Origin of the sequence: Pseudomonas sp. B2M1-30, assembly GCF_025447575.1 — a bacterium.
GTDB lineage: Bacteria > Pseudomonadota > Gammaproteobacteria > Pseudomonadales > Pseudomonadaceae > Aquipseudomonas > Aquipseudomonas botevensis.
The window spans coordinates 325,772-338,710 of record NZ_JAOEJT010000001.1; the positions used below are offsets into that span (position 1 = coordinate 325,772).

General features: G+C 61.8%; 10 protein-coding genes. 2 read left to right on the top strand and 8 right to left on the bottom strand.

From position 1 onward, the window contains the following. Positions 1-63: 63 nt before the first annotated feature. A complete protein-coding gene (locus tag N8H74_RS01475; RefSeq protein ID WP_262145943.1) occupies positions 64-2,475 on the top strand; it encodes a penicillin acylase family protein in 2,412 nt (803 codons plus the stop codon). Positions 2,476-2,657: 182 nt separating this feature from the next. Here the strand turns inward: N8H74_RS01475 and N8H74_RS01480 are convergent, their stop codons facing one another. Continuing rightward, positions 2,658-3,623: a GlxA family transcriptional regulator gene (locus N8H74_RS01480; protein ID WP_262145944.1), complete on the bottom strand. Its 966-nt coding sequence runs from the start codon at positions 3,621-3,623 to the stop codon at positions 2,658-2,660. Positions 3,624-3,810: 187 nt separating this feature from the next. Here N8H74_RS01480 and N8H74_RS01485 point away from each other — a divergent pair, with 187 nt between their 5' ends. Then, a complete protein-coding gene (locus N8H74_RS01485; RefSeq protein WP_262145945.1) occupies positions 3,811-4,452 on the top strand; it encodes an HD domain-containing protein in 642 nt (213 codons plus the stop codon). A 59-nt stretch (positions 4,453-4,511) separates the two neighbouring features. On the opposite strand, the gene N8H74_RS01490 is transcribed toward N8H74_RS01485, so the two are convergent. From N8H74_RS01490 to N8H74_RS01520, 7 genes are all read right to left on the bottom strand, one after another. Then, on the bottom strand, positions 4,512-5,402 hold the full coding sequence (locus N8H74_RS01490) for an ABC transporter permease subunit (RefSeq protein WP_217829353.1): 891 nt from the start codon (positions 5,400-5,402) through the stop codon (positions 4,512-4,514). Beyond that, entirely contained in the window at positions 5,399-6,280 is an 882-nt protein-coding gene (locus N8H74_RS01495) for an ABC transporter permease subunit (RefSeq protein ID WP_217829635.1), read from the bottom strand. The genes N8H74_RS01490 and N8H74_RS01495 overlap by 4 nt, the downstream gene beginning before the upstream one ends. A 35-nt stretch (positions 6,281-6,315) precedes the next feature. Further along, the gene (potA, locus tag N8H74_RS01500) at positions 6,316-7,458 is read right to left on the bottom strand and encodes a polyamine ABC transporter ATP-binding protein (RefSeq protein WP_217829352.1); all 1,143 of its coding nucleotides are present in this window, start codon (positions 7,456-7,458) and stop codon (positions 6,316-6,318) included. 67 nt (positions 7,459-7,525) lie between these two features. Continuing rightward, positions 7,526-8,623 carry a polyamine ABC transporter substrate-binding protein gene (locus N8H74_RS01505; protein WP_279309234.1) on the bottom strand — a complete coding sequence of 366 codons (1,098 nt, stop codon included), beginning with the start codon at positions 8,621-8,623 and terminating at the stop codon, positions 7,526-7,528. Positions 8,624-8,810: 187 nt separating this feature from the next. Continuing rightward, positions 8,811-9,920, bottom strand: a complete 1,110-nt coding sequence (locus tag N8H74_RS01510; RefSeq protein WP_262145946.1) for a polyamine ABC transporter substrate-binding protein — start codon at positions 9,918-9,920, stop codon at positions 8,811-8,813. 171 nt (positions 9,921-10,091) lie between these two features. Continuing rightward, positions 10,092-11,456 carry an aspartate aminotransferase family protein gene (locus tag N8H74_RS01515; RefSeq protein WP_217829349.1) on the bottom strand — a complete coding sequence of 455 codons (1,365 nt, stop codon included), beginning with the start codon at positions 11,454-11,456 and terminating at the stop codon, positions 10,092-10,094. A gap of 56 nt (positions 11,457-11,512) precedes the next feature. After that, complete coding sequence (locus N8H74_RS01520; protein WP_217829348.1) at positions 11,513-12,871, bottom strand: glutamine synthetase family protein; 1,359 nt, start codon at positions 12,869-12,871, stop codon at positions 11,513-11,515. Positions 12,872-12,939 lie beyond the last annotated feature (68 nt).

Here is a 12,939-nt window from a genome sequence, read left to right on the forward strand (position 1 = left end):
CAGGGTCTGTGCTAATTGTTTGCAGCCCGCACGGGCGGCATCCCGCATGTACAAGGAGTCAACATGAAGCGCGTGTTCACCGTTCTGGCCTTGCTCATCGTTGCCCTGCTCGTCGCAGGCGGCGGGTATATGTACAGCAAGCAACCCACGCGTCAGGGCCAGGTGGAGCTGCGTAATCTGCAAGGTTCGGTGACGGTGCGCTATGACGAGCGCGGGGTGCCGCATATCCGCGCCGAGAATGAGGCCGATCTGTATCGCGCCCTCGGCTATGTGCATGCCCAGGATCGGCTGTTCCAGATGGAAGCCATGCGCCGTCTGGCCCGTGGCGAACTGGCCGAAGTGCTCGGGCCGAAGCTGCTCGACACCGACAAACTGTTCCGCAGCCTGCGCATCCGCGAGCGCGCCGCCAGTTATGTCGCCGGCCTCGACAAGCAGTCGCCCGCGTGGAAGGCCCTGCAAGCCTATCTGGACGGCATCAACCAGTATCAGGACAGTCACCCCGCGCCCGTGGAGTTCGACGTGCTGGGCATCCCCAAGCGGCCGTTCACCGCCGAGGACAGCATCAGTGTCGCCGGGTACATGGCCTACAGCTTCGCCGCCGCGTTCCGTACCGAGCCGCTGCTGACCTATGTGCGCGATCAACTGGGTGCCGATTACCTCAACGTCTTCGACCTCGACTGGCAGCCCAAGGGCGTGCTCGCGAAAAAATCGAACAGCTCGACGCTGGCGCTCGCCGCCAGCGACTGGAAAGACCTCACCGCCCTCGCCCGCCTCAGTGAACAGACGCTGATCGAAAACGGCCTGCCGCAGTTCGAAGGCAGCAACGCCTGGGTGATTGCCGGCAACCGCAGCCAGAGCGGCAAACCGCTGCTGGCCGGTGACCCGCACATCCGCTTCTCGGTGCCGTCGGTGTGGTACGAGGCGCAGCTGTCGGCGCCGGGATTCGAGTTGTACGGCCATCATCAGGCGCTGGTGCCGTTCGCGTTCCTTGGCCACAACCTGGATTTCGGCTGGAGCCTGACAATGTTCCAGAACGATGACCTGGACCTGATCGCCGAGAAGGTCAATCCGGACAACCCGAATCAGGTCTGGTATCGCGGCCAGTGGACCGACCTGATCAGCACCCAGCAGCAGATCGCGGTGAAGGGCCAGGCGCCGGTGACCATCACCCTGCGTCAGTCGCCCCACGGGCCGATCGTCAACGATGCCCTCGGCAGCGCCGCCGGCAAAACGCCGATTGCGATGTGGTGGGCGTTCCTCGAGACGCCGAACCCGATCCTCGACGGCTTCTACCAGCTCAACCGCGCCGACACCCTGGCCAAGGCCCGCGCCGCAGCGGCCAAGGTGCAGGCACCGGGGCTGAATATTGTCTACGCCAACGCCAAGGGCGATATCGCCTGGTGGGCTTCGGCGCTGCTGCCCAAACGCCCGACCGGAGTGAAGCCGGGTTTCATTCTCGACGGCAGCGGCAATCAGGCGGACAAGGACGGTTACTTCCCGTTCAGCGCCAACCCGCAAGAGGAGAATCCGGCGCGCGGCTATATCGTCTCGGCCAACTTCCAGCCGGTATCGCCGACCGGCATGGAGATTCCCGGCTACTACAACCTCGCCGACCGTGGTCAGCAGCTCAACCGCCAGCTCTCGGACAAAAGCGTGAAGTGGACCAACGAGGCCAACCAGAAGCTGCAATTGGGCACCAGCACCGCCTACGGCCCGCGTCTGCTGGCGCCGCTGCTGCCGGTGCTGCGCGAGGTCGTCGGCAATCCGGCGGAGCAAAAACTGGTCGAACAACTGGCCCGCTGGCCAGGCGACTATCCGCTGGATTCGGTCAGCGCAACGCTGTTCAACCAGTTTCTCTACGACCTGGCCGACGCCGCGATGCGCGACGAGCTGGGCAATGATTTCTTCGACACGCTGCTGTCGACCCGAGTGATCGACGCGGCCCTGCCGCGCCTGGCCGCCAACGCTGACTCACCGTGGTGGGACAACCGCAACACGCCGGCCAAAGAGACCCGCTCCGACACGGTGCGTGCCGCGTGGCAGGCGAGCATGGCGCACCTGAAACAGACCCTCGGCGACGACGTCTCCGGCTGGCAGTGGGGCAAGGCGCACACCCTGACCCACGGTCATCCGATGGGCCAGCAGAAGCCGCTGGATCGCATTTTCAACGTCGGCCCGTTTGCGGCGCCCGGCTCCCATGAAGTGCCGAACAACCTCTCGGCGAAGATCGGCCCGGCGCCGTGGCCGGTGACTTATGGCCCCTCGACCCGACGCCTGATCGACTTCGCCGACCCCGCCCACAGTCTGACCATCAACCCGGTCGGCCAGAGCGGCGTGCCGTTCGACAGCCACTATGACGATCAGGCCGAAGCGTATGTGGACGGGATGTATGTGCAGGCGCACTTCAACGATGAAGAGGTGACGGCGAATACGCGCAGCACCCTGAAATTACTGCCAAAGCGGACCGAGCCTTGAAAGCCCCCTCACCCCAGCCCTCTCCCGGCGGGAGAGGGAGCCGACCGAGTTGTCTTGCGTCATACGTCGACCTGAAAGGTTTGTGTCGATTATGGATTCAATGAAGCCCGTGCAGGTCGCTGCATCTCTTCAATACTCCCGTATCGGCCCCCTCTCCCTCGGGGAGAGGGCCGGGGTGAGGGTCAAACCATCGCCGCGAAATTCGTCCGGAACTGCTGCGGCGTCACCCCCAACCGACGGTTGAACACACTGCGCATATGTTGCGCATCACGAAACCCGCACTGATACGCCACGGTCTTCAACGGCGCCGTGGTGCTTTCCAGCATCACCCGTGCCGCGTCCACCCGCGCCCGCTCGACGAACTCCGCCGGGGTGACCTTCGCTTCGCGGGCGAACACCCGGGAGAAATTGCGCGCACTCATGTTGGCGGCTTTCGCCAGGTCGGCAATGGTCAGATCGCCCGTGAGATTGGCCAGCACGTACAACTGCACCAGCGCCACCGCCGAGGTGGGTTCGGCATGGGGTGTGAGGAAGGGGCTGAATTGCGACTGCCCGCCGGAACGCTGAGTGAACACCACCAGCCGCTTGGCCACGCTCAGCGCCACTTCGGCGCCGTGATCGCGGGCCAGCAGGTACAGCGACAGATCGATCCCCGCCGTCACCCCCGCCGAGGTGTAGAGCGCGCCATCCTCGACGTACAAGCGATCCGCATCGACCCGGCTCGACGGGCACAACTGCGCCAGCGCATCGGCATCGTTCCAGTGAGTGGTGACCGTGCGCCCGTCCAGCAGCCCGGCGCGGGCGAGCATGAAGGCGCCGTTGCAGATCGACCCGAAGCGTTGCGCCGCCGTGCAGGCATCCCGCAGCCAACGATTGAACGCCTGACCGAAGTCCATGAACGGCAACTGCGGGCCGCCCGCCACCAACAGCAAGTCATAGGCCTCCAGCGCTGCGCTGAAATGCCGATGGGCGTTCAGCGTCAAGCCGTTGGAGCAAGGCATCGGCCCGTGTTCGACCCCGATCACTTCGAGCCGGTAATGATCCTCTGGCGCGAGGAAGCGATTGGCCTCGGCGAACACATCCAGAGGGCCGCTGACATCCAGCGATTGCACGCCGGGAAACACCACGATCGCGACGGTTCTGTGCATGGCGGTTAAGGTCTCCTGGGCACCTGTGGCGCTCAACCCTAGCGAAACACACGGCCGGAAGCCAACTGGCACGATTTGCAGACTGATTGGCAAGGATCGCAGCCATGGCCCGATTGTCCGGTTCAACCCTCGGGAACAGACTTTCCCCAGCAGCGCCACGACGGCGCTTTCGACGAGGAAAGCCCCCATGAGCACCACCATTGCCGGCATCAAAATCCCCGACAGCGCGCTGGCCCGGGCCACCACCGAGTACATCCGCGACATCGAGTCCGACCTGCTCTACCACCACTCGCGCCGGGTATTCCTGTTTGGTGCGCTGAGCGGTGAACGCCAGCAACTGACCTACGACCCGGAGTTGCTGTACGTCGGCGCGATGTTCCACGACCTCGGTCTGGTCGAAGGTCACCGCAGCGCCGACGAACGTTTCGAAGTGGATGGCGCCAACGCAGCGGCAGCGTTTCTCAAGCCTTATGGCTTGAGCGATGACGACATCGAACAGGTCTGGCTGTCGATTGCCCTGCACACCACGCCAGGGGTGCCAAAGCATTTGCGTCCGACCGTGGCGCTGGTGACGGCGGGCGTCGAGATGGATGTGCTGGGCATGGATTACGCGGCGTTCAGCACCGTGCAGCGCGAAGCGGTGGTGCATGCGCATCCACGGGGCGAGGGATTCAAGGAGTGCATCATCTGCGCGTTCGCCGACGGTTTGCGCCATCGCCCGCAGACGACCTTCGGCAATGTGAAGACCGATGTGCTGAAAGATCAGGAGACGGGATTCAAGCCGATGAACTTCGTCGAGGTCATCCGCCAATCGCCGTGGGTTTCCTGATCGGGCATAAAAAAACCTCGCGGCCGTAACCGGTCGCGAGGTTTTTTGTAGCGGGAGGCTTAAGCCGCTTCCGGCGTCGGCGCCCGGCGCACGTCCGGTTGCTTCCACGAGTCGGCAGCGCTTTCTTCGATGGCCTGCTGGATCGCCTTGCGGCGGGCTTCTTCGGCGCGACGGCTGAAGAACCAGACCAGGAACGTCACCAGCGACACCGCCAGCAGAATCAGGCTGGCCACGGCGTTGATCTCAGGCTTCACGCCCAGGCGCACCGCCGAGAACACTTCCATCGGCAGGGTCGTCGACCCCGGCCCGGAAACGAAACTCGCCAGCACCAGGTCGTCCAGCGACAGGGCGAACGACATCATGCCGCCCGCCGCCAGCGACGGCGCGATCATCGGAATGGTGATCAGGATGAACACCTTCCACGGCCGCGCACCCAGATCCATCGCCGCCTCTTCGATCGACAGGTCCAGCTCACGCAGACGAGCCGACACCACCACCGCCACATACGCGGCACAGAACGTGGTGTGGGCGATCCAGATGGTGACGATGCCACGTTCCTGCGGCCAGCCGATCATCTGCGCCATCGCCACGAACAGCAGCAACAGCGACAGACCGGTGATCACTTCCGGCATCACCAGCGGCGCAGTGACCAGACCACCGAACAGCGTGCGGCCCTTGAAGCGGGTGATGCGGGTCAGCACGAACGCCGCCAGCGTGCCCAGCGCCACCGCCGCGACGGCGGTGTAGCAGGCGATCTCCAGCGAACGCACCACCGAGCCCATCAGTTGCGTGTTGTCGAGCAGGCCGACGTACCACTTCACCGACCAGCCGCCCCACACCGTCACCAGTTTCGAGGCGTTGAACGAGTAGATCACCAGAATCAGCATCGGCAGGTAGATGAACAACAGGCCGAGCACCAGCATCAGGCTGGAGAAACGGAAGCGCTTCATTCTTTACCCTCCATTTCCTTGGCCTGACTGCGGTTGAACAGGATGATCGGCACGATCAGGATCGCCAGCATCACCACCGCCAGGGCGGACGCCACCGGCCAGTCACGGTTGTTGAAGAACTCTTGCCAGAGCACTTTACCGATCATCAGGGTTTCCGGGCCGCCGAGCAGTTCCGGGATCACGAACTCGCCCACCACCGGAATGAACACCAGCATGCAGCCGGCGATGATGCCGTTCTTGGACAGCGGAATGGTGATTTTCCAGAAGCTGTTGAAGGTACTCGAACCCAGGTCCGAAGCCGCCTCCAGCAGACTGTGGTCGTGCTTAACGAGGTTGGCGTACAGCGGCAGGATCATGAACGGCAGGTACGAATAGACGACGCCGATGTACACCGCCAGGTTGGTGTTGAGGATCTGCAGCGGCTCATCGATCAAGCCCATGCTCATCAGGAAACCGTTGAGCAGGCCGTTGTTGCTGAGGATGCCCATCCACGCATAGACGCGGATCAGGATCGCGGTCCAGGTCGGCATCATGATCAGCAGCACCAGCACCGTCTGCACTTCCTTGCGGGCGCTGGCGATGGCGTAGGCCATCGGATAGCCGATCAGCAGGCAGAGGATGGTGCTGAACAACGCCATCTTCAACGAGCCGAGATACGCGGCGATGTAGAGCTCGTCGTCGCCGAGCATCGCGTAGTTGCCCAGGTTCAGCAGCAGTTGCAGCTTCTGCTCGGCGTAGCTGTAGATCTCGGTGTACGGCGGGATGGCCACATCGGCTTCGGCGAAGCTGATCTTCAACACGATGAAGAACGGCAACATGAAGAACAGGAACAGCCAGATGAACGGAACCCCGATGACCAGTTGGCGGCCACCGGGAATTATTCGATTGAGGCGGCGTTTGAATTTGCGCATGTTCATGAGCGAAGTACCACGCCGCTGTCGTCTTCCCACCACACGTAGACCTGATCGCCCCAGGTCGGGCGTGCGCCACGGCGTTCGGCGTTGGCCACGAAGGACTGCACCAGTTTGCCGCTCGGCAATTCGACGTAGAACACCGAATGGCCGCCGAGGTAGGCGATGTCATGCACCTTGCCGCTCGACCAGTTGTATTCGCAGGTCGGCATGTCGGCGGTGACCAGCAATTTTTCCGGACGGATCGCGTAAGTCACGGACTTGTCCTGCACCGAAGTGCTGATGCCGTGGCCGACGTAGATCTGCCGGTCGAGGTCCTTGCAGGTGATGGTCGCATGACCTTCGGCGTCGTCGATCACTTCGCCTTCGAAGATGTTCACGTTGCCGATGAATTCGCAGACCAGGCGGCTGGTCGGGGTTTCGTAGATATCGATCGGGCTGCCGATCTGGGCGATCCAGCCCAGGTGCATGATCGCGATGCGCTCGGCCATGGTCATGGCCTCTTCCTGGTCGTGGGTCACCATCACGCAGGTCACGCCGACGCGTTCGATGATTTCCACCAGCTCAAGCTGCATCTGCGAACGCAGTTTCTTGTCCAGTGCGCCCATCGGCTCGTCGAGCAGCAACAGCTTCGGCCGCTTGGCCAGCGAGCGGGCCAGCGCCACACGCTGACGCTGGCCGCCGGACAGTTGATGCGGCTTGCGCTTGGCGTACTGGCTCATCTGCACCAGCTTGAGCATCTCGGCCACGCGGGCGTCGATCTCGGCCTTGGGAATCTTGTCCTGTTGCAGGCCGAAGGCGATGTTCTGCGCCACGGTCATGTGCGGGAACAAGGCGTAGGACTGGAACATCATGTTGATCGGTCGCTCGTACGGCGGCATGTCGGTGATGTCGACGCCGTCGAGGAAAATGCGCCCCTCCGTGGGCCGTTCGAACCCGGCGAGCATACGCAGCAGGGTGGATTTGCCCGATCCCGAACCGCCGAGCAGGGCGAAGATTTCGCCTTTCTTGATTTCCAGGGACACATCGTCCACGGCAACCGTCTCGTCGAACTTCTTCGTGACCCGGTCGATTTTGACCAGCACCTGCTTAGGTGTCTGGTCGCCCTCGAGGGCTTTCTTATAGGCGCCGGAGGCAACTGCCATTTGCGAAACTCCCAGAAAAAAAGAGTGCAGTTCGCCCTACGCGGACGAACCCAGGATAGTTTGTGCCTTATTTGCCCGACTTGACCTTGGTCCAGCTGCGGGTCATCAAACGCTGAATGTTCGGTGGCAACTCGATCGACACATAGGTCTTGTCGAGTACGGCCTGCGGTGGGTAAACCGCCTCGTCGGTGCGGATGGACTGTTCCATCAGCTTGTCCGACCCAGGGTTAGGGTTGGCGTAACCGACATAATCACTGACCTGGGCGATCACCTCAGGTTTCAGCAAATAGTTGATGAACGCGTGGGCTTCCTTGACGTTGGCCGAGTCCTTCGGAATCGCCAGCATGTCGAACCACAGCGCGCCGCCCTCTTTCGGGATCGAGTAGGCGATGTTCACGCCTTTCTTGGCTTCCTCGGCGCGGTGCTTGGCCTGGAAGATGTCGCCAGAGAAACCGATGGCCACGCAAATATCACCGTTGGCCAGGTCGCCGATGTATTTGGAGGAGTGGAAGTACGTCACGTAGGGACGCACCGCCAGCAACTTGTCGGTCGCTTTGGCGTAGTCCTTCGGATCGGTGCTGTTGGCGTTCAGGCCCATGTAGTTGAGCACGGTCGGCATCATTTCATCGGCCGAATCGAGGAACGCCACGCCGCAGCTGTGCAGCTTCTTGATGTTCTCCGGTTCGAACAGCACGCTCCAGGAGTCGATCTTGTCGATGCCCAGCACCGCCTTGACCTTGTCGACGTTGTAACCGATGCCGTTGGTGCCCCACAGATACGGCACGGCGTACAGGTTGCCCGGGTCGTTCTGCTCCAGGCGCTTGAGCAGCACCGGATCGAGATTCGAATAGTTGGTCAGCTGCGCCTTGTCCAGTTTCTGGAACGCGCCGGCCTTGATCTGCTTGCCGAGGAAGTGGTTCGACGGCACGACCACGTCGTAGCCGGTGCGCCCGGCCAGCAGCTTGCCTTCCAGGGTTTCGTTGGAGTCGAAGACGTCGTAGACCGGTTTGATGCCGGTCTCTTTCTGGAAATCGGCCAGGGTGGTCTCGCCGATGTAGTCCGACCAGTTATAAATATGCACAGTACCGGCGGCTTGGGCACCGACAGCGAACGTCAGGCCGGCAGCGGCCAGCAGGGCATTGCGCAAAGAAGAAAAAGTAGGCAAGTGGAGGTCCTCTAATTTAGTTGGGCCCAAGTTGCCCCGCGCTGCATGACAGCCATGGCTGCCCGGCAACAAAACCGGCGCGCAACTTACCCTCGAAAAACCGTTCCAGCAAAACTTTCTGTCATTTAATTGTCCCGCTGGCCGTCCTCGCGGTGACGATGGCCAGCGGTTGTTGCTTCAAACCGGCTTATTTACCGGATTTGATCTTGGTCCAGCTGCGAGTCAACTCACGCTGGGTCGCCGCCGGCAGATCGGCGATGGCATACAACTTGGCCTGCACGTCGGCTGGCGGGTAGATGCCTGGATCGCTGGTGATGTCTTTTTCCACCAGTGGCGTTGCAGCGGCGTTACCGTTCGGGAAACGCACGGCGTTGGTGATGCCGGCCATCACTTCAGGCTTCTGCAGGAAGGTCATGAACTTGTAGGCGCCTTCGACGTTCTCGGCATCCTTCGGAATGGCGACCATGTCAAAGAAGCTGCCCGCGCCTTCCTTCGGAATGGCGTAGCTGACTTTCACCTTGTCACCGGCCTCGGCGGCACGGGACTTGGCCTGCTGCACGTCACCCGAGTAGCCGACCGCTACGCAGATGTTGCCGTTGGCCAGGTCCGAGATGTACTTGGAGGAGTGGAAGTAGGTGATCGAAGGACGAATCTTGAGGAACAGTTCCTCGGCTTTCTTGATGTCGTCTTTCTTCTGGCTGTCGGTAGGCAGACCCAGGTAATGCAGGGCGACCGGGAGCATTTCGGTCGGCGAATCGAGGAAGCTCACGCCGCAACCCTTGAGCTTGGCGATGTTTTCCGGCTTGAGCAGCACGTCCCAGGAGTCGATGGTGTCGACGCCCAGCGCAGCCTTGACCTTCTCCGGGTTGTAGCCGATGCCGATCGAGCCCCACATGTACGGGAAGGCGTGCTTGTTGCCCGGGTCGCTGACCGATACGGCCTTGAGCAGGTCCTGGTTGAGGTTTTTCCAGTTAGGCAGCTTGGAGGTGTCCAGCTCCTGGTACACACCAGCCTTGATCTGCTTGGCCAGGAAGTTGTTCGACGGTACGACCACGTCATAGCCGGACTTGCCTGCCAGCAGTTTGGCTTCCAGGGTTTCGTTGCTGTCGAATACGTCGTAGACAACCTTGATCCCGGACTCCTTCTCGAAGTTCGCGATGGTGTCCGGAGCGATGTAGTCGGACCAGTTGTAGACGTGCAATACCTTGTCGTCCGCGTGAACCGCACCCGCCATCATGCCCGCCACGGACAGGGCGAGAAGAGTCTTGCCAGCAAGTTTTTTACCTAATGCCTTCATGCGTCATGCTCCAAATTTTTCTTTTTTGAACCACTTTGTTCAGCGGCCGAACCCGGACAACTGGAACCGCGGCTAGTCTGGCAAGATCCGAGGCGGTCTTTCAACAAAAGGCCAACCTTTCTGACTGCTCTGAGCGACAGCGCTACAACGCCGTCGCTCAGAGCCTAGCACTTAGCCTTGCAATGCACTGAGGGTCAGATCCAGACACTTGCGTGCCTTTGTAACCAGCTCATCGATCTCCGCCTTGCTGATCACCAGCGGCGGCGCAATGATCATGGTGTCGCCCACGGCGCGCATGATCAGGCCGTTGTCGAAGCAGAACTGACGGCAGATCATGCCGACACCCTTGCCTTCGTAACGCTTGCGCGTGGCCTTGTCCTGCACCAGTTCGATGGCCCCCAGCAGACCGACGCCGCGCACTTCCCCCACCAACGGGTGATCGTTGAGTTCGCGCAGACGTTTCTGCAAATACGGTGCCGTTTCGTTGTGAGCGTGCTCGATAACTTTTTCTTCACGCAGGATGCGGATGTTTTCCAGCCCCACCGCCGCCGCCACCGGATGCCCGGAGTAGGTGAAGCCGTGGTTGAAATCACCGCCCTCGTTGAGCACCGCCACCACTTCGTCACGGACGATCAGGCCACCCATCGGGATGTAGCCGGAGGTCAGGCCCTTGGCGATGGTCATCATGTGCGGCTTGAGGTCGTAGAAATCGCTGCCGAACCACTCGCCGGTACGGCCGAAACCGCAGATCACTTCATCGGCGACGAACAGGATGTCGTACTTGGCGAGGATTTCCTTGATGCGCGGCCAGTAGGTATCGGGTGGAATGATCACACCGCCGGCGCCCTGGATCGGCTCGGCAATGAACGCACCGACATTGTCGACGCCGACTTCGAGAATCTTCTCTTCCAGCTGGTTGGCCGCCCAGATCCCGAACTCGTCCGGGGTCATGTCGCCGCCCTCGGCGAACCAGTACGGCTGGGCAATGTGGACGATGCCCGGAATCGGCAAGTCGCCCTGCTCGTGCATGTAGGTCATGCCGCCCAGGCTCGCGCCGGCCACGGTGGAGCCGTGGTAGCCGTTCTTGCGGCTGATGATGACTTTCTTGTTCGGCTGGCCCTTGATCGCCCAATAGTGGCGAACCATGCGCAGCATGGTGTCGTTGCCTTCGGAGCCGGAGCCGGTGAAAAACACGTGGTTCATGCCTTGCGGCGCCACGTCGGCGATCGCCTTGGCCAGTTCCAGCGCCGGCGGGTGGGCGGTCTGGAAGAACAGGTTGTAATAAGGCAGCTCGCGCATCTGTTTCGCGGCGGCGTCGGCCAGTTCATCGCGACCGTAACCGATCGCCACGCACCACAGGCCGGCCATGCCGTCGAGGATCTTGTTGCCTTCGCTGTCCCAGAGGTACACGCCCTTGGCATTGGTGATGATCCGTGGACCCTTCTCCTTCAACTGCTTGAAATCGCTGAACGGGGCCAGGTGGTGCTCGCTGCTGAGCGCTTGCCACTCACGGGTTTGCGGGTTGTTGCTGGTCATGCCAATTCTCCTTGTTATCGGTGAAGGCGCGGCGTGTGACGGCCGCGCCGGGCGCATCAGACGGCGAACAGCAGGTATTCGCGCTCCCACGAACTGATGACGCGCTTGAAGTTCTCATGCTCGGCCCGCTTGACCGCGACGTAGCCGGTGATGAAGTTCTTGCCCAGGTACTTCTCGATGGTCGCGCTCTTTTCCATGCGCTCCAGGGCGTCCTCGATGGTCAGCGGCAGGCGCAGGTTGCGTCGCTCATAACCACGGCCAACGACGGGCGCGCTCGGGTTGATGCCCTCGACCATGCCGATGTAGCCGCAGAGCAGGCTCGCGGCGATCGCCAGGTAAGGGTTGGCGTCGGCGCCCGGCAGGCGGTTTTCCACCCGGCGGTTCTGCGGCCCGGCATCCGGTACGCGCAGGCCCACGGTGCGGTTTTCTTCGCCCCACTCCACGTTCACCGGCGCCGAGGTGTCCGGCAGGAAGCGGCGGAACGAGTTGACGTTCGGGGCAAACAGCGGCAACGCCTCGGGGATCAGTTTCTGCAGGCCACCGATGTGGTGCAGGAACAACTGACTCATGGTCCCGTCTTCGTTGGAGAAGATGTTCTTGCCGGTCTCGATGTCGATGATGCTCTGGTGCAGGTGCATGGCACTGCCCGGCTCGCCGGTCATCGGCTTGGCCATGAACGTCGCGGCCACGTCATGCTTGAGCGCGGCTTCGCGCATGGTGCGCTTGAACACCAGAATCTGGTCAGCCAGGGACAACGCATCGCCGTGACGGAAGTTGATTTCCATCTGCGCGGTGCCGTCCTCGTGGATCAGTGTGTCGAGATCCAGATCCTGCAATTCGCACCAGTCGTAGACGTCTTCGAACAGCGGGTCGAATTCGTTGGCCGCTTCGATGGAGAACGACTGACGACCGATTTCCGGACGCCCGGAGCGGCCGATCGGCGGCTGCAGCGGATAGTCGGGGTCGTCGCTGCGCTTGGTCAGGTAGAACTCCATTTCCGGCGCCACGATCGGCTGCCAGCCCTTGTCGGCGTAGAGTTTCAGGACTTTCTTGAGCACGTTGCGCGGCGACAGCTCGATCGGGTTGCCTTGCTTGTCGTAGGTGTCGTGGATCACCTGGGCGGTCGGCTCGATGGCCCACGGCACCAGGTACACCGCGTTCTGGTCGGGACGGCAGACCATGTCGATGTCGGCCGGGTCGAGCAGTTCGTAATAGATGTCGTCTTCGACGTAGTCGCCGGTCACAGTCTGCAACAGAACGCTTTCCGGCAGGCGCATGCCTTTCTCGGCGATGAACTTGTTGGTCGGCGAAATCTTGCCCCGGGTAATGCCGGTCAAGTCGCTGATCATGCATTCGACTTCTGTGATCTTGCGGTCTTTCAACCAATCGGTGAGCTGGTCGAGGTTGGTGCTCATAAATGCCTCTGGGCTGAGTCTCCTGACGCGTGTCAGGCAATGTTTGACGCACTGGGCGTCGCGTTAGG

Coding starts and splice junctions, on each gene's coding strand:
- N8H74_RS01475 (WP_262145943.1), top strand. CDS start 64: ATGAAGCGCGTGTTCACCGTTCTGGCCTTGCTCATCGTTGCCCTGCTC.
- N8H74_RS01480 (WP_262145944.1), bottom strand. CDS start 3,623: ATGCACAGAACCGTCGCGATCGTGGTGTTTCCCGGCGTGCAATCGCTG.
- N8H74_RS01485 (WP_262145945.1), top strand. CDS start 3,811: ATGAGCACCACCATTGCCGGCATCAAAATCCCCGACAGCGCGCTGGCC.
- N8H74_RS01490 (WP_217829353.1), bottom strand. CDS start 5,402: ATGAAGCGCTTCCGTTTCTCCAGCCTGATGCTGGTGCTCGGCCTGTTG.
- potA (WP_217829352.1), bottom strand. CDS start 7,458: ATGGCAGTTGCCTCCGGCGCCTATAAGAAAGCCCTCGAGGGCGACCAG.
- N8H74_RS01510 (WP_262145946.1), bottom strand. CDS start 9,920: ATGAAGGCATTAGGTAAAAAACTTGCTGGCAAGACTCTTCTCGCCCTG.
- N8H74_RS01515 (WP_217829349.1), bottom strand. CDS start 11,456: ATGACCAGCAACAACCCGCAAACCCGTGAGTGGCAAGCGCTCAGCAGC.
- N8H74_RS01520 (WP_217829348.1), bottom strand. CDS start 12,871: ATGAGCACCAACCTCGACCAGCTCACCGATTGGTTGAAAGACCGCAAG.